Origin of the sequence: Streptomyces sp. NPDC096132 (genome assembly GCF_044763345.1) — a bacterium.
Classification (GTDB): Bacteria; Actinomycetota; Actinomycetes; order Streptomycetales; family Streptomycetaceae; genus Streptomyces.
This window is the reverse complement of sequence record NZ_JBIWGA010000007.1, coordinates 78,366-100,245: the sequence shown is the minus strand read 5'-3', so window position 1 is coordinate 100,245 and position 21,880 is coordinate 78,366. Positions and strand designations below refer to the sequence as shown.

Below are 21,880 nucleotides of genomic sequence, written 5' to 3'. Positions count from 1 at the left end.
GGCATCCAACGCCACCCCCCATGGCACCGACGCCAGAGCCTGCACACTCCACGACCCCCGCGCCAGAAGCTGCGCCCGCCCAGCCCGCAGGTGCCAGAGGCTGTGCCGCGCCGGCGCGCAAGTGGCAGAGGCTGTGCCCGCCGCTCCGGCGTCAGAAGCCGTGCCCGCCACCACGCCGGCGTCAGCCGAAACGAACCCTCGCGGAGTGTCAGCCCAGGCCGCGGGCGTCCTGCTTGAGTGCGGTGTCCACGGTCAGGGCCGTGGCGACGACCAGGCTCAGCAGGGGTTCGGGCAGTTGGTAGTGGATCTGCAGGACGTAGTTGTCCGCGGTGGTGAACATCGTCTTGGCGAGGCCCTCCCAGGTCTTGGTGATCCGGGCGACCTCGTTCTCCGCGTGGTCGACGATGGCGAAGTTCCACGCCCGCCAGTTCTCCGCCTTGATCGCCCCGATCTGCTGGCCACCGGCGTTGATCGCGAAGTTGATCTTCCCGAAGACGTTCTGCTGGACGATCTCGCCGACCTGCTGCCCGTCGGGGCGCGTCACGATCACCCGGGACTTGAAGATCTTCGCCGGACGCGTCAGCAGCAGCACCGGCTGCCCGTAGGCGTCGCGGATCTCCAGCCGGTGCGTCAGGTACTGGTCGATGCTGGCGACGAACCGCAGGACCTTGCGCAGGGCGCTCTGGCCGACCTGGACGACCGTGCCGAGCTGGTTGCCCTGCTGGTCCATGACCTTGTACTCGTTGGTCAGCTCGATGAGCTTGGCCTTCTGGTTCACCACCAGCACCGGCTCGCTGAACAGCGTGCCGCCGCCGGAGCCGCTCGGGGCGACCCCGGCCTGCTGCTGCACCTGGCGCTGGACCCGCGGGTCCGGACCGGCCGGCTGCTGCGGCACGGCCGGCGCCTGCTGGCCCGCGTGGGTGTGGTCGGTCCACTGGGTGCCGTCCCAGTAGCGCAGGGTCTGGGCCGCACCGTGCGGATCCGGGTACCAGCCTGCAGGTGTGTTCGAATGCGTGGTCACCGGGGCACACTACCCCGAGCCCACCAGGACCTGACCAGTCCCCACGATGCGGTGTTCACCGTGCATTTACTCCGTGACGATCGCCGGGTCGCTGACGCCGGGAAGGCCGTTCTCGACATGTCCGGCGAACCGCCGCACAAAGGCCTTGTCGGCGTCGGAGGTGACGGTGAGGTCGTACCAGCGGTGGCTCCTCGCGAGTTCGACCGAGTGGCGCACGACGGCGCCGGATCGCACCCGGACGTACGTGGCGCGGCCGCGGTAACCGTCGGCCAGCCGCAGCACGGCCGTGCCGGAGGTCCTGTTGGTGAGGGTGAGTTCGAGGCCGTCGCCGACGTGCCGCGCGACCGCCTCGAGCCCGGCCTCCTTGCCCTTGAAGGACCGCAGGAAGCCGTTCGGACCGTGCACCGTCAGGTCGTAGGAGCCGCCGGAGTACGCGGAGTTCCAGGTGTCGGAGACGGTCTTGCCGGCGCTCGTCGTGTAGCTCCACGGCCCGTCGGCGCGGTTGCCGGAGGTGACGAGGAAGGCGGCACCGGCCTTGGCGCCGGAGGCGAAGGTGAGCGTGATCTCCCCGGCCGCGCCGTTCGCCGAACCGTCCACGAAGGGCGCGTACCTGAGGGGGCGGGTCGGGCGGTGGCCGCGCTCCTGCTTCGGCAGGACCGGGTTGGCGGGCGGGGTGGGGACGTAGTCCGGGTGGCGGTCCTTGTCCGGCGGCCGGTAACCGTCGGTCCCGGGCAGGGAGACCGGGCGGGTGTCCTTGCGGCCGAAGTCGAACGCGGCGGTCAGATCGCCGCAGACCGCGCGCCGCCAGGGCGAGATGTTCGGCTCGTGGACGCCGAAGCGGCGCTCCATGAAGCGGATGACCGAGGTGTGGTCGAGGGTCTCGGAGCAGACGTAACCGCCCTTGCTCCAGGGGGAGACGACGAGCATCGGCACGCGCTGGCCGAGGCCGTAGGGGCCGGCGACATGGCCGCTGTCGCCCTTGAACAGGTCCGGGCCGACGTCGACGGTGGACCTGCCCTGCGCGGCGGAGGCCGGCGGGAACGCCGGGACCATGTGGTCGAAGAAGCCGTCGTTCTCGTCGTAGGTGATGAACAGGGCGGTCTTCGCCCACACCGCCGGGTCGGAGGTGAGGGCGTCGAGGACCTGGGCGACGTACCAGGCGCCGTAGTTCGCGGGCCAGTTGGGGTGCTCGGTGAAGGCCTCGGGGGCGACGATCCAGGAGATCTGCGGCAGCTTCCCGCCCTGGACGTCCGCCTTCAGCTGGTCGAAGAAGCCCTCGCCCTTGCGGGCGTCGGTGCCGGTGCGGGCCTTGTCGTACAGGGGGTCGCCGGGCTGGGCGTTCTGGTACTGGGTGAAGTACAGCAGCGAGTTGTCGCCGTAGTTGCCGCGGTAGGCGTCCTGGATCCAGCCCCAGCTGCCGGCCTTGTCGAGGCCGTCGCCGACGTCCTGGTAGATCTTCCAGGAGACGCCCGCCTTCTCCAGCCGCTCCGGGTACGTCGTCCAGTTGTAGCCGACCTCGTCGTTGCCGAGGACCGGGCCGCCGCCCTTGCCGTCGTTGCCGGTGTAACCGGTCCACAGGTAGTAGCGGTTGGGGTCGGTCGAGCCGATGAAGGAGCAGTGGTAGGCGTCGCAGATGGTGAAGGCGTCGGCGAGAGCGTAGTGGAACGGGATGTCCTGGCGGTTCAGGTACGCCATCGTGGTCGCGGACTTGGCCGCGATCCAGCCGTCGTACTTGCCGCCGTGGAACGCGGCGTGGCCGTCGTTCCAGCCGTGCGGGAGGTCCTGGAGGAAGGCCAGCCCCAAGTCGTCGGCGTCGGGGTGGAAGGGCAGGACGTCCTTGGTGCCGTCGGACTGGTGCCAGACCGATCTGCCGTTCGCGAGCGACACCGGGCGCGGGTCGCCGAAGCCGCGGACGCCCCTCAGGGTGCCGAAGTAGTGGTCGAAGGAGCGGTTCTCCTGCATCAGGACGACGATGTGCTCGACGTCCTCGATCGACCCCGTGCGGTGGTTCGCGGGCAGCGCGGCGGCACGCTCGATGCTGCCGGAGAGCGCGGTGAACGCCGTGGTGGCGCCCGCGAGTTGGAGGAAGCGGCGCCGGTTGACCTCGGACATGGGTGAGGGACCTCTCGTGCGGAAGGCGTTTCTCACGTGACGGGATGCGAGTGTTCCAAGGGCATCGAACGTCAGGGAAGGGTGCGATGGCGCCGGCGTGAAGGTCGACGGTACGCGAGATGTGCAGTGCGCCAAGGGCCCCTCAAAAGGCGTCCACAGCGTCGCCGCCGTACTCCTTGAGGGTGATCCGATTCCGGCCTGATGCCGACCACCCTCAGGGTATGGACCATTGGCGGTTCGGCCGGCGGGCCCGAGGGGTCCGTCGGCGCACCGAACAGGGCCCGGACCAGCACACCCGGCACTCGCCGAGCGGACCTCGCGGACACATCGGACCGAAAAACACATCATTCGCTTGTCAGCGGAATGTGCGGATCACGCACACTTTTCCGTCATGTTTCGCAGCAAGATCACACAACCCACACAGACACCTCACTATGTTGGCGCAACGGATGCGGCGACGACCGGCCTCGGAGGGGGAGCCGGCGTCCCGCAAGGGGGTGCGTCGGCTCCATGGGAGCCGTGCTCACCCCTGCCCGGCAAGGGGGGACTTCACCGCATGAAGCGGACCACACACATGCACGTTCCCCATGGCGCGCGCCGCTCCGGCGCGACGCGCGTCACCCTGCTCACCGAAGGCACCTACCCGCACAGTCACGGCGGCGTGAGCGTCTGGTGCGACCAGCTCGTCCAGGGCATGCCCGACATCGACTTCGACGTCATCGCCGTCACCGGCACCGGACGGGAGGCGGTCGTCTGGGACCTGCCCGACCACGTCACGCGTGTGCTGCCCGTCCCCATGTGGGGCGACCCGCCCGGGGGCCGCGCGCCCCGGGGCCGCGCCCGCCGCCGACTCGCCGCCCACTACGAGGAGTTCCTCACCGCGCTGCTCGACCCGCGGGCCGAGGACGGCTTCGCCCCCGCCCTGTACGCGCTGGCGCGGGCCGCGGCGGACGGGGCGCTCAGCCCCTTCCTGCGCGGCGACCGGGCGATCGCGATCCTCACGTCGGTGTGGAACCGCCCGGGCCTGGCGGTGCGCGAGGCCGGCCCGACCCTGCACGACGCGCTCACCGCGACCGCGCTCCTGGAGCACGCCCTGCGCCCGCTCGCGGCACCCGCCCCACGGGCCGGAGTGGCGCACGCGGTCAGCGGGGGCGTCGCCGTCCTGCCGGGCCTCGCCGCACTCGACCGGCACGGCGTACCGCTGCTGTTGACCGAGCACGGCGTCTATCTGCGCGAGCGCTACCTCGGCTACCGCACCGCGCCCTACCGCTGGCCGGTGAAGGCGGTCGTCCTCGGCTTCTTCCGGCTGCTGGCGGAGGAGAGCTACCGGCGGGCGGCCCTGATCACCCCGGGCAACCGGTACAACCGGCTCTGGGAGGAGCAGGGCGGCGCCGCCCCGGAGTCGATCCGCACGGTCTACAACGGCGTGGACCCGGCCGCGTTCCCGCCGGCCGGTCCCGAGCCCGAGGCACTCACCCTCAGCTGGGCGGGCCGGGTCGACCCGATCAAGGACCTGGAGACCCTCGTCCGGGCCTTCGCGCTCGTCCGCGCCGAACTCCCCGACGTACGGCTGCGGTTGTTCGGCGGCACCCCGCGCGGCGGGGAGGCGTACCGGGAGCGGTGCGAGGCGCTCGCCGCCGAGCTGGGGCACGCGGACGCCGTCACCTTCGAGGGCCGGGTCGACGACATCAAGGACGCGTACGCGGCGGGCAGCGTGGTGATGCTGTCCAGCATCAGCGAGGGCTTCCCGTTCACGCTGATCGAGGCCATGTCGTGCGGGCGGGCGACCGTCTCCACCGACGTGGGCGGGGTGCGCGAGGCGGTCGGCGACACCGGGCTCGTGGTGCCGCCGCGCGATCCGCGGGCGATGGCCGGGGCGGCGCTGGAGCTGCTGGGCGACCCGGCGCGGCGCCGGGCGATGGGCGAGGCGGCGCGGCTGAGGGTGATCGAGCAGTTCACCCTGCGCCAGACCATCGACACGTTCCGCTCCATCTACCGCGAACTGCCCACGCCGGCGCGGGAGGAACCCGCGGCGATACCCGTCCCGCCGCAGCCGCGCACACCGGTCGGCACGGTGGCCGGATGAGCGGGCCGCTCTCCCTCGAACCCGGCGGGTCCGAGCAGGACGCCCTCGCGCTGCGGCTGGCCGCGTCCGGCCCGGCTCGCCACCGCCCGCGCTGGGCCTCCGACGACGCCACGCTCGCCCTCCGGATGCCCCGGCACGGCCCCGACGAGGAGGCGGTGAGCCGGCTCGCCGCCGAGCTCGCCGACCGGATCGGGCCCGCCGTCCACCCGTACGAGGTGGCCGCGCTGCTGGAGGCGGAGGGCCTGCCCGCCTCGCTGATCAAGGAGCGGTACGGCCACCCGAACCTCTTCTCGCTGGCCGCGGCGCTGTACGACCGGGTGCCGCGAACCTTCCCGGAGCCCGCCCCGGCGGCCGACGTGTGGCGCCCGGACACCGTGCGCTGTCTGCTGCGGGGCGTGCTGTTCGCGCTGCCGGGCCTGGCCTACCTGCTCACCCACCCGCTGTGGAACGCCGGGCGGCACGCCCCCGCGCTGATCGTGGCCGGGCTGGTCTCCTGGGCCTGGGGACAGGCGCTCGGTCACCGCGCCCACCTGCGGATGGCGACCGGGCGGCGGGAGGCGGGCCGTACGCTGCTGGCCGGTGCGCCCGTGGGAGCCGTCCTGGCCACGGCGGCCGCCGTACCGTTCGCCGGGAGCGCCCCGGTGGTGCTGGTCGCGGCCGCGCAGTCGCTGTACCTGGCGGCGGCGGGCGTCCTGCTGGTGCTGGCGCGGGAGCGGCTGCTGCTGGTCGCGCTCTCCCCGCTGGTCGCCGGTGCCGCCGTGCTGCCGTGGTGGGATCCGGGCCGCGCGCCGCGCGCCGGGCTGACGGCGCTGGCCCTGCTGGGCACGCTCGCCGTGACCGGCCTGGCGCTCAGGTCGGCCCTCGCCGCGCCCGCCGCGCCCGGTGCGGCCCGGCCGCGCCTGTGGTGGTCCCTGCCGTACGGGCTGTTCGGGCTGGCCGCCGGAGTGCTGGTGCTGCTGGAGGGGCGCGAGGAGCCGTACGCGGTGATCGTGCTGACCGTCGCCATGGGGCCCGCGGAGTGGCTGCTGTACCGCTACCGGGGCCTGTCGGTGGCGGCGCTGCGCGCCACCGCGACACCCGCCGGGTTCCTGCTGCGCTCGGCCGGCGTCCTCGCCGTCTGTCTGCTCGCCTTTCTCCTGCCGCTGGTGCCGGCGGCCCTGTTCACCGGGGCGGCGCCGGGCGCGCTGCTGCCGCTCGCCGCCGCCCTGTGGACCGCCCTGCTGCTGCAGGCGTTCGGCGCGGCCTGGTCGTCGGCCGTGATCTGTCTCGCCGCGGCGGGAGGTGCCGGCGCGGTCACCCTGCTCGACCTGCCGCCCGGTCCCGCCGGGGCGCTCTCCCTGGGCTGCGGCGCCGCCGCGCTCTGTCTGTCGGTGTGCGCGCTGTGGCGGCTCGGCCGCCCCGCGCCGCACGCCTGAGCACCGCGCCCGTCTCGCGCGTGTGCCGCCCTCCCCACGCCTGTTCACACCCCCCACATCGAACCGACCGGAAGGACACCGGAGTTGACCTCCACACCGCTCGCCGCCGTCACCGGGGCCGAGGGATTCATCGGCTCGCATCTCACCGAGGCGCTGGTCGCCTCCGGGCACCGGGTGCGGGCCATGGCCCAGTACAACTCCTTCTCCTCGTACGGCTGGCTGGAGACCCTGCACCCGGACGTCCTCGACCAGGTGGAGATCGTCCTGGGCGACGTACGGGACCCCGGCTCGGTGCGCGGCCTGCTCGACGGGGCCGACACCGCCTACCACCTGGCCGCGCTGATCGCGATCCCCTACTCGTACCAGGCGCCGCACAGCTACGTGGACACCAATGTCACCGGCACGCTGAACGTGCTGGAGGCGGTACGCGCCCTCGGCACGCCCCGGCTGGTGCACACCTCCACCAGTGAGACGTACGGCACCGCGCGGACCGTGCCGATCACCGAGGACCACCCGATCAACACCCAGTCCCCGTACGCCGCTTCGAAGGCGGGCGGGGACCGGCTGGCCGACAGCTACCACGCCAGCTTCGGCACTCCCGTGGTGACGCTGCGGCCGTTCAACACCTTCGGGCCGCGCCAGTCGATGCGCGCGGTCATCCCCACCGTGATCGGCCAGGTGGCCGCCGGGGAACGCACGATCACCCTCGGCGATCTGCGGCCCACACGGGACTTCACCTTCGTCAAGGACACCGCGCAGGCGTTCCTCGCCGTCGGCACCGCGCCCGCCGAGCAGGTGGTGGGCCGCACCTTCAACGCCGGGACCGGCGGGGAGATCTCGGTCGGCGACCTGGTCGGGCTGATCGGGAAGGTGATGGACACCGCGCTCGACGTACGGGAGGACACCGCGCGCATCCGGCCCGCGAACTCCGAGGTGATGCGGCTGGTCGCGGACGCGAGCCGGCTCGCCGCGGCCACCGGCTGGCAGCCCGCGCACACCCTGGAGGAGGGGCTCGCGCACACCGTGGAGTTCTTCCGCGACCCGGCCAACCTGGCCCGCTACAAGACCGGCATCTACAACATCTGACCGTCCGGCACGTCTGCGCGCCAAGGACACGAAGGAGTAACCATCCCATGCACGCAGTGATCCTGGCCGGGGGCAAGGGCGTCCGGCTGCGGCCCTACACCACCGCGCTGCCCAAGCCGCTGGTGCCCATCGGTGACCAGCACGCCATCCTGGAGATCGTGCTGCGCCAGCTGTCCCAGTCCGGCTTCACCCACTGCACCATCGCCATCGGTCACCTCGGGGAGATCATCCGCGCCTACGTCGGCGACGGCGCCGCCTGGGGGCTGTCGATCGACTACGCGACCGAGGAGAGCCCGCTGGGCACCCTGGGCCCGCTGCTCACCCTGCGCGAGCGGCTGCCCGAGACGTTCCTGGTGATGAACGGCGACGTCCTGACCGACCTCGACTACGCGGACGTCCTGAGAACGCACCGCGCGTCGGGGGCGCCGCTGACCATCGCCACGTACGCCCGCAAGGTGCACATCGACTTCGGGGTGCTGACCACCGACTCCTCGAAGGTGGTCGCCTTCACCGAGAAGCCCAGCATGGACTACCGCGTCTCCATGGGCGTGTACGGACTGTCCCGCTCCACGCTGGAGGGGTACACACCCGGACTGCCGCTCGGCTTCGACGAGTTGGTCCTCGATCTGATCGGAGCCCAGAAGGAGCCGCACGCCTACGAGTTCGGCGGCTACTGGCTGGACATCGGGCGCCCCGACGACTACGACCGCGCCAACGCCGAGTTCACCACCCGCAAGTCCCATCTCCTCAAGGGAGCCTGAGCCCCCCATGCGCATTCTCGTCCTGGGCTTCACCGGCTATCTCGGAGCCCATGTCGCCGACCGGCTGCGCGCCCTGCCGGGCGTGCGGGTCCTCGGCGCCGGCCGGTCCCCCGACGCCGAGTTCGCGGTCGACCTCGCGTCGGCCCGGCCGGAGGAGCTGGCCGGGACCCTGGCCTCGGCCGAGCCCGACGCGGTGGTCAACTGCGCGGGCGCGACCGCCGGTGACGCCGTGACCCTCGCCGAGGTCAACGCCCGTGGTCCGGCCGTGCTGTGCGCCGCGCTGCGGGAGGCGGCGCCGGGGGCGCGCCTGGTGCACCTGGGGTCGGCCGCCGAGTACGGGCCGGGCGTGTGGGGCACGCCGGTGACGGAGTCCGCGGCCACCTGTCCGGCCGGAGCGTACGGCGCGACCAAGCTGGCGGGCACGGCCGTGGTGACCGCCTCCGGCCTGGACGCGGTGGTGCTGCGGGTGGGCAACCCGGTGGGGCCGGGGGCGCCGCCCGCGGGGCTGCCCGGCCGGCTGGCCGGTCTGCTGCGGGAGGCCGGCCGGGACCCGGACGCGGTGCTGCGGCTCGGCGATCTGTCCGCGTACCGTGACTTCGTGGACGTGCGCGACGTGGCACGGGCGGCGGAGCTGGCGGTCACGGTCCCCGGTCCGCTGCCGCGGGTGCTGAACATCGGCGCCGGCAGCGCGGTCCCGGTGCGCGAGTTGGTCCTCGGTCTGGCGTCGAAGGCCGGTTTCCGGGGCCGTATCGAGGAGAGCGCGGGCGGCGGCCGCTCGATCCGCTCGGGCGAGGTGTCGTGGCAGTGCTCCGACATCACGGCCGCCGCGGAGTCCCTGGGCTGGCGGCCCGCCCACACCCTCGACGAGGCGCTGGCCGCGCTGTGGGAAGGCGACGGCACGCCGTGAGCCTGCTGATTCCGCTGTACGTGCACCCGGCCGACGACCCGGGCGCGTGGCACCGCCTGATCCAGGCGGCCGGGCGTACGTACGGCGTGATCCTCAACCCCGCGAACGGGCCCGGCGAGGGACCCGACCCCGCGTTCGCCGCGGCGGCCGGGGCCCTGCGGGAGGCGGGTGCGCGCGTCCTCGGGTACGTCGACACGGACTACGGGGTGCGCGAGCACGCCGAGGTCGTGGCCGACGTCCGCCGGCACCAGGAGTGGTACGCGGCCGACGGCTGCTTCCTCGACCAGGTGACGGCGACCCCGGACGCGCTGCCCGCCTGCCGCCGGCTGGTGCGGACCGTACGCAAGCTGGGCGCCGGGACGGTCGTCCTCAACCCCGGGGTGCACCCGGCGCCCGGCTACGCCCGCCTCGCCGATCTGACCGTCACCTTCGAGGGCCACTGGTCCACGTACGTCTCGGCGTTCAGCCGACCGGCGTGGGCCGTACGGCATCCGCCCGGGCAACTGTGCCATCTCGTCTACGGCGTCCCCGAGGCGCTCGTGCCGCTCGCGGTGCGCACCGCGGGTGAGCGGGGCGCGGCGGTGTGCGGTCCCGTGACGGGCGAACTGCCCAATCCGTGGGGTGATTTGACCCCCGCACTGACCGGAACGGAGCCATGAGGCATACGGTACGAGCGGCCCTGCTGGCGGCCGTCCTGGTCCTGGCGGGCTGTTCCGGGGGCGATGACGGCACCACGTCCTCGTCGGACCGTTCGGGGCCGCAGCACCGCTGGCGGCCGCAGCCGGGCCTGGCCTGGCAGTGGCAGCTCGACGGCAGGGTCGACCCGTCGGTGGACGTGCCGGTCTACGACATCGACGGCTTCGAGAACACGGCGGCGGACGTGGCCCGGCTGCACCGGGACGGGCGCAAGGTCGTCTGTTACGTCAACGTCGGGGCCTGGGAGGACTTCCGGCCCGACAAGAACGCCTTCCCCCGGTCGGTCCTGGGGAAGCGGAACGGCTGGGCGGGCGAGCGCTGGCTGGACATCCGGAAGATCTCCGTGCTGCGGCCGCTCATGGAGCGGCGCTTCGACATGTGCCGCGACAAGGGCTTCGACGCGGTGGAGCCGGACCTGGTGGAGGGGTATGGCAACGCGACCGGCTTCCCGCTCACCGCGCGCGACCAGCTCCGCTACAACCGCATGATCGCGAGGATCGCGCACGAGCGGGGCATGTCGGTGGGCCTGAAGAACGACCTGGCGCAGATCCCCCAGCTCCTCGCCGACTTCGACTTCGCGGTCAACGAGGAGTGCGCCCAGTACGGCGAGTGCGCCCGGCTCACTCCGTTCATCGCGGCCGGGAAGGCGGTGTTCCACGTGGAGTACGCCGAGCCCACGAGCAGCTTCTGCGCCGAGTCGCGGCGGCTGAGGCTGTCGTCGATGCGGAAGAAGCTGGAACTGGGGGTGTGGCGCAAGCCCTGCTGAGCCCTACCGAGCCGCCCGCACCACGGCTGCCCCCGCCCTGAGGGCGGCCACGGGGTCGGCGGCCTCGTCCAGTTCGATGAGCACCGTGGCGGCCCCGGGCGTGCGGGACATGGCCTCGGACCAGCCCCGCCAGTCCACGACGCCCGTGCCGAGCTCCGTCATGTACGGCTGCTGCTGGGCGAACACCGTCTCGTCGACGGTGAGTTCGCCTTCGATGGGCCCGACCGCGTCCTTCCAGTGGGCGAGGGCTATGCGCGGGGCATGGCGGCGGGCGACGGCCACGGGGTCGCCGCCGCCGAGGGCGATGTGGCAGGAGTCGGGGCACAGCCAGACATAGCGCGGGTCGGTCAGGGCCATGAACAGGTCGATGTCCCGCTCGTACCAGAGGGTGCTGTTCGACTCGGTGTGGAAGGCGAGCCGTACGCCGTGGCGGGCCACGGCCTCGCCGACCACATGGGCGATGTCCGCCATCCGGGTCATGTACGCGGCGTCGACGAAGAAGGGCGGACGGGTCCCGAACGTGGTCCGCATGGGCAGTCCGGTGACGAGGAGCCGCGCGCCCGCCTCGGCGAGGAAGGCCGCGCGGCGCTCGGCGTCGGCGACGATCGCGGGCAGGGCGCCCTCCTGCCGCCAGTCCGGGGCGTCGGCGTCCGCGACGAAGGCGCTCACGACGGCGAGGCCCCGGTCGGCGAGGGCGCGGCGGAAGGCGGGCGCGCTGCCGTAGGCGCGCAGGGCCGAGTCGATGTCCCCGGGCGCGAAGGTCAGTTCGACGCCGGTGACCCCGGCCTCGGCCAGCGTGTCCATCACCCGCTCCCAGAAGGCCACGGGGTTGCGGGCGGCCCAGGCACGCAGGGCCTCGGCCGAGTCGAGCCCCCAGAAGGCCGGGTGGTAGAAGGTGATGACGTCGGTGGCCAGCCTCGGCGGGGTCATGCGTCACCGCCGCGCGCGTTGTAGACGACGATGTCGCCCCCGTCGACGGCCTTTCGGTAGTTCCGGAACACGGCGAGGGCCTCCTCCCTGAGGACGTCGTGGACGACCTCGATGCCGCGCGCCTCGCACTGCTCGGCCCAGTCCGCGCCGAGCGGGCCCTCGTCGAACGTGGTGATCTCCTCCAGCTCCGGGCCCTCGCCGGCGACGACCAGGCCGCGCACCCCGGACCACAGGGTGGCGCCGTAACACTGCACGCAGGGACGCCAGTTGACCACCAGTTCGTGCGTGGGCAGGCCGTCGCCGCCGAGGTCCCAGCCGCCGGCCGCGGTCTGGGCCAGGCCGAGGGCGACGACCTCGGCGTGGGCGCTGGAGACACCCGTGGCGAGGACGACGTTCACGCCGACGGAGACGATCCGGCCGGTCGCCCGTTCGGCGACGAGCGCCGCGAAGGGGCCGCCGTTGCCCTCCCGCCAGTTGCGGTCGGCGAGCCGGTGCACCAGACGCATCCGGTCCTGGACGCCGGGAATCACGGCGGGCACGTCGGCCAGTTCGTCGTCGATCCAGGCCGGCAGGGCGACGCGGTATTCCTTGGCGATGTCGATCACGGGGGTGCCTTTCTGTCGTCGGTCAGGGTCGGTGGGCGGCGAGCACAGTGTTCCGCGCGGCGACGGCGCGGGCGGTGCGCACCGCCGTGATCACGCCGGTCAGGGTGACGTTGGCGGCCATCGGGGTGGGGATCACACCGTTGCCGGCGACGTACAGGTTGTCGTGGCCCCACACCCGGCCGTCCGGGTCGCACACACTGGTGCCGTCGTCGACGGCGCCGGCCCGTACGGTGCCGGTCAGGTGCAGGGAGGAGCCTGGCGGCAGCAGGGCGCTCTCGGTGGCGGGGTCGAACGGCCCGAACTCCTCGGCCAGGGAGCGGACTTCGTGGAGCGCCCGCCGCACGAGGGCGCGGTCCGCGGCGGAGTGGCCGAACTCGACGCCGATGCGCGGCAGTCCGGCGAGGTCGGTGGCGGTCGGGGAGAACACGAGCCGGTTCTCGGGGCGGGACTCGACGGGGACGTACAGGGAGATGCCGACGGAGTGCGCGAGCGGGCGGCCGTCCTCGTCGACGTAGGTGCGGTTCATGATCTGGCCGTGGAAGGGCTGGGCCGGGCCGTCGTGCGGCAGCCAGAGGGAGTCGGTGCTGAACTCGCCGGGGCGCGGCAGGGGCAGCTCGTCGAGGGTGAGGCCGAACCGGTCGAGATCGAGCAGGACCCGGGCGGTGACGAACGCGTGCTCGTTGAGCCGGCGGCCGAGGGCGGGGGGCCGGATGCCGGAGGCGTACAGCAGTTGGGGGGTGCGCAGCGCGTCCGCGCACACCACGACCGCGTCCGCGTCGAGGTCGTAGGTGCCGCCGTCGGCGACGCGGCGCAGCCGGGCGCCGGTGATCCGGGTGCCCGAGCGCCTCAGTGAGGTCGCGAGGGTGCCGGTGAGCAGGGTGAAGGCGGGGTCGCCGCCGGTCGCGAGGGGCGGGAAGATCGTGCCCGGCGCGGTGCGCGGCAGGGGGCCGGAGGCGGTCGGGGTGACGGCCATGGGCATGGGCCGGGCGCGCCGACCGGCGGGGCCGGTCGAGGCGTAGCGGCGGTCGAGGACGTCGAGGACGAGGCGGCCGGGCCGGGTCGGGCCGATCGGGGCGGGGGTGACGGCCAGCAGCCGGTGCGCGGTGGCGAGGTCGGCCGCCCAGCGCGCCGGGTCGCCGAAGTCGAACACCTCGTCGCCGTACGGCCAGGGGGTCGCGGCGGTCCAGTGGACGCCCATGCCGCCGGCGTTCCAGGCGAGCGCGGCCCGCGGCATCGCCTCGGTGTCCTCGCCGAACGCCAGCGCGTGGAACATGCCGGGCGTCAGGGCGGTGAGGCTGTCGGCGGTCTCGCGCACCACCTCGGCGCCCGTGTACATGCCCTGGATGCCGGTGGCGACCCGTTCGTTGTAGCGGGCCCACAGGTCGGGGTCGTCGAGGTCGTGCAGGTGCAGGCCGGGCGCGGGGCCGATCGGGGATCCGCCGTCGACCATCGTGATGCGCAGGGCGGGATCGGCCTCGCGCAGCAGTCGGGCCACGGCGGATCCCATGATTCCGCTGCCCACTACGAGGACGTCGGTGCCGTCGATGCGGGGGGTGCAGGTCACGGTGGGACTCCCTGGGGGCGCGTGAGGTCACGCGGTGGGGGCTGGGGGGCCGAACAGTTCGGTGTCCATGCGGTCGAGGGCCAGCTTCACGGCGCCGACGAGCGGGCCGTCGTGGCCGAGGCCGGTGGCGCGCAGTTCGACCGCGGGGGTGCGGGCCTCGCGCAGGGCGGCGCGGACCCGGGGCAGCAGCACGTCGGCCGCGTCCTCGAGGCCACCGCCGAGCACGATGAGGGAGGGCGCGACCGTCCAGGACAGGGTGGTGAGGATCGACGCGATGTTCTCCACGAACTCGTCGACCTCGGCGAGCGCGGCCGGATCTCCGGTGCGGGCGGCGTCGAACCGGGCGTGGGCGACGGCCCGTTGGGCGGGCTCGGGCGAGGTGAGCCAGGCGACCGGGCGGTGCTCGACCGACCCGGCCGGCATCGACCGCGCCTCGACGATCTCGCCGGCGGCGCCGTCCAGACCCCGGTGCACGGCCCCTCGGATGAGGATGCCGAGGCCGGTGCGGTTGCCGAGCATCGCCCAGACGACGTTGTCGTGGTCACCGGCCACTCCGCGCCAGCGTTCCGCGAGCGCGCCGAGGTTGGTGTCGTTGTCGGCGAACCAGGGCACCCGGACGCGCCGCGCGAGTTCGTCGGGCAGGTGGACGCCCTCCCAGCGGGTGGTGTGCACCAGACGTCGTACGACCCCGTCGTCGTCGATGGCGCCCCCGCTCGCAACGGCGCCCGCGCGCAGCCGGTCCGCCGTGCCGCCGGCGTCGTCGAGCGCCGCCAGGACCAGTTCCGCCGCGTCGTCGAGGGTGGCGCGCGGGTCCTGGTAGGAGCGCAGCGGGCGGTGGGCCCGGCCGAGGATGCGGCCGCGCACGTCCGCGACGACGGCCGACACGTCCACCGTCGTGACGCGTACGGCGGCCAGCAGGGCGTGTTCGGCGCGCAGTTCGTAGCGCCGGGCCGGGCGGCCGGCGGAGCCGCTGACCGGGACGCGGTCCAGCTCCCTGACCCAGCCCGCCTCCACGAGCGTGTCCAGGATCAACTCGATCGTGCGGCGGGAGAGTCCGGTGCGTGCGGCGAGCCCGGTCATCGTCGTCGGCCCGGCCGACACCGCCAACGCTCGCAGGATCACGGAGGTGTTGACCCGGCGTACGGCGCTCTGGTTCATGCCCGACATCAGCACGCCGGCTCCTCCCGGTCCGGGACCACGGGGTCGAACACACCTGTCGTGTCGGCGACTTGGGGCGCGCCGGGTCTGCCGTACTCGCGCGCCGGGTCCCCGGTCCGGCCGGTGGCCCTGCCCCACGCCGGTGTGCCGTCGTGGACGAAGGCGACGAGGTCGGCGTGCATCCGCGCGGCCAGCCCGGCGGGCGGGTCCGTGCCGAGGGCCTCGGGGACGCCCGGTGCGTCGAGGAGGTCGAAGAAGAAGGGCAGGTCGGTGCAGTGAGCGGACCCGCCGGACACCGGGGAGGGCCATTCGAAGGAGTACAGCCAGGTACCGGCGGGGGCGTGGCGCCGGGCCGCTGCGGCGCGCGGGCACGCGGAGCGGAAGAGGGTGTCGGTGACACGGGTGCCGGCGGCCCGTCCGACGGGGTCCGAGGGCGTGTCGAACTCGTCGCCGGTCGCGCCGAGCAGCAGCGGTACGTCGTGCCCGTGGGCGGCGAGTCCATCGGCGACCGGTACCGGCAGGACGTCGTCGCCGGCCACCGGGCCGAGGACGAGCGCGTCGTCGCCCCGCACGTCGAGGACGGCCCGCTGGACGCGTTCGGGCGGGCAGCCGAGGAATCCGGCGCGGGTCGGTGCCACGCCGAGCCGGTCCCCCAGTCGTTCGAGGAAGCCGTCCGGCGGACCCGCGTCGAAGAAGCCCCCGGAGAGACAGACCGCGCCGCGGAAACGGCCCCGTCCGGCGGGCGAGGACAGCAGCGCGAGCACGGCCGCTCCCCCGGCCGACTGGCCGGCGACCGTGATCCGCTCCGGGTCGCCGCCGAACGCGGCGATGTTCTCCCGCACCCAGTCCAGGGCGAGCAGCAGATCGCGCAGGCCGAGGTTGGCGGGGACGCCGTCCAGCGGGGCGAACCCGTCGACGCCGAGCCGGTGTCCGACCGTCACACGGACGACTCCGTCGCGGACGAAGGAGCGGCCGTCGTACCAGGGACTGGCCGGGCTGCCGGCGAGGAAGCCGCCGCCGTGGATCCACACCAGGACCGGGAGCGGGGCCGGTGTGCCGTGCGCGAGGGGGGCGTCGACGGCGAGATTGAGGATGTCGTCGCCCGCGATCGACGGCTCCGGCACGGTGGTCGTGGCGGACAGCGGGACGCGCTGCGCGGTGGCGCCGGGCCGGGTCGCGTCGAAGGGGTGGGTGAACCGGGCGCGCGGGACGGGCGCGGCGAACCGGCGTGCGCCGGTGGGCGCCTCGGCGTAGGGGATGCCGAGGAAGCGCCGCATCCGGGCGCCGCGCAGGCCGACGATCGTGCCCGCGGGTGTCGCGACGGTCTCCGTGCCGGTCACCGCATCCCCGTCCCGGCGATGCCCTGCACGAAGTAGCGCTGCAGGAAGAGGAACAGGAGGAGGACCGGCAGCATCACGACGACCGCCCCGGCGAGCAGCAGGCCGTAGTCGGTGACGTGCGCGGCGGCCTGGCTGGTGGCGGCGAGGCCCACCGGGAGGGTGTAGGCGGACATGCTCTGGGCGACGATCAGCGGCCAGATGAAGGAGTTCCAGGAGGAGAGGAACGACATGATCGTGACGGTCGCGAGAGCGGGACCGGCGAGCGGCAGGAAGATCCGGAAGAAGATGCGGAACTCGCCCGCGCCGTCGATGCGGGCCGCCTCCAGGAGTTCGTCGGGGATCGACAGCGCGTACTGCCGCACGACGAAGACCGACAGGGGCATGGCCACGCCGGGCAGGGCGATCCCGGCCGGGGTGTCCGCCAGACCCAGGTCCACGGTGATCACGAACTGGGTGACGAACAGCGTGGTCAGCGGCACCATCATCGCCGCCATCACCGCGCCGAACGCGAGCCGCCTGCCCGCGAAGTCCAGTTTGGCGAGCGCGTAGCCGGCGGCCGAGGCCGCCACGATGTTGCCGGCGACCACGACGACGGCGACGACCACGCTGTTGGTGAGGAACCTGCCGAAGCCCTCGGTCGCGAACAGCCGGGTGAAGTTGCCGAGGGTGACGTGGTGCGGGAGCCAGGCGCCCGGGTCGGAGCGGATCTCGTCGAGGCTGCGCAGCGAGCCGCCGACCACCCAGACGAAGGGCAGCAGCGTCAGCAGCGCGCACCCGAGGAGGGCGGCGTACAGCAGGGGCTGTCGGAGTCTGGTCATGTGCGGGACCTCAGCAGCCTGAACTGGACGGCGCTCACCACGGCCACCAGGACGAGTGTCACGAAGGACGCCGCCGAGGACATGCCGAACTCGCCCGCGCCGAACTGGCGGTAGGTGTAGAGCGCGACGGACTCGGTGGAGCCGAGCGGGCCGCCCCCGGTGAGCAGATAGGGCTCGTCGAAGACCTGGAGGTAGAAGACCGTCAGCAGGACGGAGACCAGGAGGGTGGTGGGCAGCAGGAGCGGGAGGGTGATGTGCCGCAGCTGCCGCCACCGGCCGGCCCCGTCCAGCGAGGCGGCCTCGTACACGTCCCGGGGAATGGCCTGGAGCCCGGCGAGGAACAGGACCATCGCCGTGCCGAAGTTGCGCCAGACGCCGAGCAGGATGACGACCGGCATGGCCAGGTCGGGGTCGTCCAGCCAGTTCGGTCCGGCGAGACCGGCGGCGCCGAGGACCTCGTTGACGGTGCCGTGGGCGTTGAAGGCGTACTGCCAGATCAGGGCGACCGCCACGACGTTGGTGACGACCGGCGCGAAGAACACCGTGCGCAACACCCCGCGCAGCCGCCGGATCCCGGAGTCGAGCGCCAGGGCCAGCGCGAACCCGGTCCCCATGGTCAGGGGCACGCCCACGACCACGAACAGGCCGGTGTTCAGGACGTCCCGCAGGAAGCTCGGGTCGCGCAGCAGCCGCAGGTAGTTCTCCGCGCCCGTGAAGTTCACCGCGAGCGGGGTCCGCAGATCGGCGCCCCGCAGATCGGTGAGGCTGAAGCCGAGCGCGGCGACGGTCGGGATCAGCGTGTAGAGCAGGAACACGAGGGTGAACGGGGCGAGGAACAGCCAGGCGACGGCCGTACGGCGGGCGGCGGGGCGGGAGCGCCGGCGGGCCGTACGGGGCACCGGGGCCGGGAGCGGTTTCCCCCGGGTCCGCGGGATCAGGGTGGTCGTCATCGGCGGCTCACTTCGACCCGGTGCCGACGCTCTCGGCGTACGTCTGGATGTTCGCGGCGGCCTTCGCCGGGGTCTCCCTGCCCTTGGCCACGGCCTCGACCTCCTTGCCGATCCGGGTGGCGACCTGCTGCCAGGTGGCCACCCGCGGGAACGCCCGGGTGTTCTTCAGCTGGGTGAAGAAGGCGTCGAGCAGCGGCTGTTCCTTGATCGCGGAGTCGTCCCAGGCGGAGATCACGGCGGGCAGCGAGCTGTACGCCTCGAACTGCGCGACCTGGGTGCTCGGCCGCGCCAGATGGCGGATGAGCTTCCAGGACGCGTCGGCGTTGCCGCTGTCGGCGAGCACGCCCCAGCTGCCGCCGGCGGAGAACGACACACTGCCCGAGGACCCGGCGGGCAGCGGTGCGGTGGCGACGTGGGACGCGGTCCAGCCGGTCTTCTTCGCGACGGTGTCGAGCTGGCCGATCACCCACGGGCCCGTGATCATGCTCGCGGTCTTCCCGCTGACGAAGTAGGGCTGGGCGTCGAGGAACGTGGGGCCGCCGGTGTCGGCGGTGCCCGAGGTGAAGAAGGACGCGTTGTACCGCAGCGCGTCGGCCATCGCCCGTGTGTCCAAGGTCCACCTGCCGCCGGACGACAGCAGCGAGCCGCCGGCCTGCCAGGCGTACATCGCCACGTCCTGGCCGTTGAAGATGTCCCAGCCGATGTCCGCCCCGAGGCCGTGCCCGGCCCCGACGCCCTGCAGCGCCTTCAGGAACGGCGTCATGGCGTCCCAGGTGGCCGGCGCCGTCACCCCGGCCTTCGCGGCGAGGTCGGAGCGGTAGACGAGGGCGTACGTGTACGCGTACCAGGGCACCGTGTAGGCCACGTCGTCGACCACTCCCGCGTCCCACAGGCTCGTGAAGAACGCGTCGGGGTCGACGAGGCCGTCCGGGACGGGCTTCAGGGTCGACGCGTCGAGGAACTGCGCCTGGGACTCGGGGAAGAACTGGGCGACGTCCGGTCCCTTGCCCGCGGCGATCGCCGCCTGGAGCTTGGTGTAGTACTCGGCGTTCGGGATCAGCGTGAACGTCACGTCGACGTCCGGGTTCGCCTTCTTGAAGGGCTTGATGACCTTGTCGAGCACATCGGCGTCGCCCTGGGCCGCCCAGACGCTGACGGTGCCGGTGGCCGGGGAGCTGTCGACGGGCTCGGCGGTGCCGGTGGCGGCCGTGCCGTCGCCGCGTCCGCAGCCGGCCAGGGGAAGGGTGGAGCCGAGGGCCAGACCGGCGGCCAGTCTGAGGGCGCCGCGGCGGGTGAGGTGGGACACGGGGACTCCTGTCTCATGAGGGCGCTGAGGACAGTGATGCTTCTTTTCGGGGGGAAGTAGCGTTTTGCGCGGCATGGACCCCATGGGCCGGATGGGGTGTGTGCGGCCGACGGCGATGACGCTACGAACGCCGTGTTTCCGCCGCGTGGCGGCCCTCACCTCGAATAATTTCGGAACGTGTAGCGAAATCGGTCCGGTCGGCAGGCGTACGTGACTTACGTATGTGCGTTACTGCACTTCCTCGGGGCCCGGGACGCGCCGGCGGGCGCGGGGCGGGGTTCACCCCGTGCTCCCGCGCCCCGCGCCCGCCGGCTGGGGGCAGGGCGCGGCCGTGGCGGCCCCGGTACGGCGCACCGCTCGGCCGCACCCCGTCCGAGCAGCTACTTCCCTCGCCCCGGCGCGACCGCTCGCCCCACCGTCGGCGAGGGGATCCGGCGCGCCGGACGCGCCCTCCGGACCCACCGCCCCCGCTCCCCCACGCGGCCAACGAGCCGCTCACGCACGCCGATTCGGGGACGAACCGCCGCCCACGGCGGTGGTTAGGGTGAGCCCGCCGACGGCAGAAGATCGTCGGTGTCCGGTCGACGTGAGCACGCTCGGGGGCGTGCTCCTTCTCCGCCTGGAGGTTGGGTGATGCACGTACAGCACGGACAGGGTCCGTGGAAACGCCGCGTACGGCGGTCCCTCGCCGCCGCCGCGATCGCATGAGGGCTGGTCGGCAGCGGCATGACCGCGACTCCGGCCACCGCCGCGCCGGGGGAGGCGGCGGTGGACGGCAGCATCCGTGAGTTCGCCGCGGAGAACGGCACCGGGAGCTCCTCGGGCACCGTCACCCCCATGATCGTGGGCGGTTCGGAGACCACCATCGCCAAGGCCCCGTACATGGTCCAGCTCTTCTACCTGGACAGCGCCGACACGCTGTGGTTCTGCAACGGCGCCCTGATCGCGCCGAACAAGGTGCTGACCGCGGCCCAGTGCGTCGACGGCCGCACGCTGACCAACCGGGACAAGGCCGTGGTGCTGGGCGGCACGGCGACGTGGGCGGACCTCGACCACAGCATCCGGATCGGGATCAAGCGCCAGTGGGTGCACCCCTCGTACAGCCCGTCGGGCGTCGCCCACGACCTCGCCGTCCTCACGCTCAACGGCACACTGCCCTACACCCCCGCCCGGGTCGCGCTCGGCAGCGACAGCGTGCTGTACCAGCCGGGGGTCGAGGCCACGGTCTACGGCTGGGGCGTGACCGGTACCGCACGGGGTCAGTCGGGCGAGTCGGGCGCGCTGAAGGAGGCTGCCCTGCCGGTCCAGGCGGACTCCACCTGCGACACCGCGCTGAGAACGGCACTGGGCGGCCAGGACGCCTTCGTGGAGTCCGTGATGACCTGCGCCGGCCGGCCCGCCGGCGCCGACGACACCACGACCACCACGCCCTGCATGAGCGACGCCGGCGCCCCGTTGGTCGTGAGCGGCCGCATCGTGGGCGTCTTCTCCTGGGCGTCGTCGACAGCGAGAAGTGGTGCGGGGTGGAGGGCACCTATCCCGTGTTCACCCGGACCGGCGCCTATGCCGGGGTGACGCGTGCGCAGACCTTCGACACCGACTTCTCCGGTGACGGCCGGGCCGATCTGTTCGCCCGCAGGTCGAGCGGGGGCACGGCGTACGCGTACAGGGGTACGACGCTCAAGACCCGGAGTTCGGCGGGCAGCGGCTGGGGCGGGTACGACAAGGTGCTGCAGACCGACCTCGACCGTGACGGCGTCGTCGACTACGTCGCGCGCACCACGGCGGGAGTCGTGCGCTGGCGGCATCTGTCCTCGGGGCAGTGGGTGAACAGCCGGATCGCCACCGGGTGGAGGGGCGTCCGGCAGATCGTGGCTCCCGGTGACGTCACCGGTGACGCGCTGCCGGATCTGGTGACCGTGGACTCGGCGGGCACGCTGTGGCGCTACCCGGGCAACGGCCGGGGCGGCTTCGGCAGCCGGGTGAAGATCGGCTCGGGCTGGAAGACGTACACCCAGGTCGTCGCGCACGGCGACTTCACCGGCGACGGGCGCCCGGACCTCGTGGGCCGCACCTCGGCCGGGGCCCTGTACGTCCACCCGAGCAGCACGACCGGCACCTACCCGTTCGGCACCCGCAAGCTGGTGAGCCGGACGGTGTTCAAGTCGGCCACGGCCCTGGTGGCCGTCGGTGACGTGAACGGCGACGGCAAGGCGGATCTGGTCGCCCGGACCGCCTCCGGGGCCCTGTGGCTCCACAAGGGCAAGGGGAACGGGACGTTCGCGACCGCGGTGAAGGGCGCCACCGGCCTCAGCTCCTTCAACCTCTTGGGCTGAGAGGAGGCCCGCGTCTCAGCGGG

At 73.1% G+C, this 21,880-nt stretch carries 19 protein-coding genes; 9 read left to right on the top strand and 10 right to left on the bottom strand.

The genetic code is table 11. From position 1 onward, the window contains the following. Nucleotides 1-208 precede the first annotated feature (208 nt). On the bottom strand, nt 209-1,021 hold the full coding sequence (locus tag ACIRF9_RS18360) for a phospholipid scramblase-related protein (protein WP_403822713.1): 813 nt from the start codon (nt 1,019-1,021) through the stop codon (nt 209-211). 66 nt (nt 1,022-1,087) lie between these two features. Beyond that, nucleotides 1,088-3,133, bottom strand: coding sequence for a phosphocholine-specific phospholipase C (locus ACIRF9_RS18355; RefSeq protein WP_403822711.1), 2,046 nt, complete (start codon nt 3,131-3,133; stop codon nt 1,088-1,090). 574 nt (nt 3,134-3,707) lie between these two features. Here ACIRF9_RS18355 and pelF point away from each other — a divergent pair. The 7 genes from pelF to ACIRF9_RS18320 all read left to right on the top strand — a co-directional run bounded on the left by pelF (nt 3,708) and on the right by ACIRF9_RS18320 (nt 10,850). After that, entirely contained in the window at nt 3,708-5,219 is a 1,512-nt protein-coding gene (pelF, locus tag ACIRF9_RS18350) for a GT4 family glycosyltransferase PelF (RefSeq protein ID WP_403822708.1), read from the top strand. Next, nucleotides 5,216-6,634 (top strand): hypothetical protein, encoded by a 1,419-nt coding sequence (locus ACIRF9_RS18345; RefSeq protein ID WP_403822705.1) that lies wholly within the window; start codon nt 5,216-5,218, stop codon nt 6,632-6,634. The genes pelF and ACIRF9_RS18345 overlap by 4 nt, the downstream gene beginning before the upstream one ends. 84 nt (nt 6,635-6,718) lie before the next feature. Continuing rightward, complete coding sequence (locus tag ACIRF9_RS18340; protein WP_403822702.1) at nt 6,719-7,720, top strand: GDP-mannose 4,6-dehydratase; 1,002 nt, start codon at nt 6,719-6,721, stop codon at nt 7,718-7,720. A 47-nt stretch (nt 7,721-7,767) separates the two neighbouring features. Beyond that, entirely contained in the window at nt 7,768-8,481 is a 714-nt protein-coding gene (locus ACIRF9_RS18335) for an NDP-sugar synthase (protein WP_403822699.1), read from the top strand. Nucleotides 8,482-8,488: 7 nt separating this feature from the next. Further along, nucleotides 8,489-9,388, top strand: a complete 900-nt coding sequence (locus ACIRF9_RS18330; protein WP_403822696.1) for an NAD-dependent epimerase/dehydratase family protein — start codon at nt 8,489-8,491, stop codon at nt 9,386-9,388. Then, nucleotides 9,385-10,047, top strand: coding sequence for a spherulation-specific family 4 protein (locus ACIRF9_RS18325; protein ID WP_403822693.1), 663 nt, complete (start codon nt 9,385-9,387; stop codon nt 10,045-10,047). The genes ACIRF9_RS18330 and ACIRF9_RS18325 overlap by 4 nt, the downstream gene beginning before the upstream one ends. Beyond that, on the top strand, nt 10,044-10,850 hold the full coding sequence (locus ACIRF9_RS18320) for an endo alpha-1,4 polygalactosaminidase (RefSeq protein ID WP_403822692.1): 807 nt from the start codon (nt 10,044-10,046) through the stop codon (nt 10,848-10,850). The genes ACIRF9_RS18325 and ACIRF9_RS18320 overlap by 4 nt, the downstream gene beginning before the upstream one ends. A gap of 3 nt (nt 10,851-10,853) precedes the next feature. Here the strand turns inward: ACIRF9_RS18320 and ACIRF9_RS18315 are convergent, their stop codons facing one another. From ACIRF9_RS18315 to ACIRF9_RS18280, 8 genes are read right to left on the bottom strand one after another with little or no spacing between them, the layout of a single operon-like run. Beyond that, nucleotides 10,854-11,780 (bottom strand): sugar phosphate isomerase/epimerase family protein, encoded by a 927-nt coding sequence (locus ACIRF9_RS18315; protein ID WP_403822689.1) that lies wholly within the window; start codon nt 11,778-11,780, stop codon nt 10,854-10,856. Further along, entirely contained in the window at nt 11,777-12,385 is a 609-nt protein-coding gene (locus ACIRF9_RS18310; RefSeq protein ID WP_403822686.1) for a nucleoside deaminase, read from the bottom strand. Before ACIRF9_RS18310 ends, ACIRF9_RS18315 begins: the two co-directional genes overlap by 4 nt. A 22-nt stretch (nt 12,386-12,407) precedes the next feature. Beyond that, nucleotides 12,408-13,949, bottom strand: a complete 1,542-nt coding sequence (locus ACIRF9_RS18305) for a GMC oxidoreductase (RefSeq protein ID WP_403822684.1) — start codon at nt 13,947-13,949, stop codon at nt 12,408-12,410. Between the two features lie 27 nt (nt 13,950-13,976). Next, nucleotides 13,977-15,107 carry an ROK family protein gene (locus ACIRF9_RS18300; protein ID WP_403823606.1) on the bottom strand — a complete coding sequence of 377 codons (1,131 nt, stop codon included), beginning with the start codon at nt 15,105-15,107 and terminating at the stop codon, nt 13,977-13,979. 8 nt (nt 15,108-15,115) lie between these two features. After that, complete coding sequence (locus ACIRF9_RS18295) at nt 15,116-16,447, bottom strand: carboxylesterase family protein (RefSeq protein WP_403822681.1); 1,332 nt, start codon at nt 16,445-16,447, stop codon at nt 15,116-15,118. After that, on the bottom strand, nt 16,444-17,265 hold the full coding sequence (locus ACIRF9_RS18290) for a carbohydrate ABC transporter permease (protein WP_403822678.1): 822 nt from the start codon (nt 17,263-17,265) through the stop codon (nt 16,444-16,446). The genes ACIRF9_RS18295 and ACIRF9_RS18290 overlap by 4 nt, the downstream gene beginning before the upstream one ends. After that, complete coding sequence (locus ACIRF9_RS18285) at nt 17,262-18,215, bottom strand: carbohydrate ABC transporter permease (RefSeq protein WP_403822675.1); 954 nt, start codon at nt 18,213-18,215, stop codon at nt 17,262-17,264. The genes ACIRF9_RS18290 and ACIRF9_RS18285 overlap by 4 nt, the downstream gene beginning before the upstream one ends. Before the next feature lie 7 nt (nt 18,216-18,222). Further along, the gene (locus ACIRF9_RS18280) at nt 18,223-19,521 is read right to left on the bottom strand and encodes an extracellular solute-binding protein (protein ID WP_403822673.1); all 1,299 of its coding nucleotides are present in this window, start codon (nt 19,519-19,521) and stop codon (nt 18,223-18,225) included. A 726-nt stretch (nt 19,522-20,247) separates the two neighbouring features. Here ACIRF9_RS18280 and ACIRF9_RS18275 point away from each other — a divergent pair. Continuing rightward, nucleotides 20,248-21,096 carry a S1 family peptidase gene (locus tag ACIRF9_RS18275; protein ID WP_403822670.1) on the top strand — a complete coding sequence of 283 codons (849 nt, stop codon included), beginning with the start codon at nt 20,248-20,250 and terminating at the stop codon, nt 21,094-21,096. Further along, complete coding sequence (locus ACIRF9_RS18270; protein WP_403822668.1) at nt 21,063-21,857, top strand: FG-GAP repeat domain-containing protein; 795 nt, start codon at nt 21,063-21,065, stop codon at nt 21,855-21,857. Before ACIRF9_RS18275 ends, ACIRF9_RS18270 begins: the two co-directional genes overlap by 34 nt. The last annotated feature ends 23 nt before the right edge of the window (nt 21,858-21,880 follow it).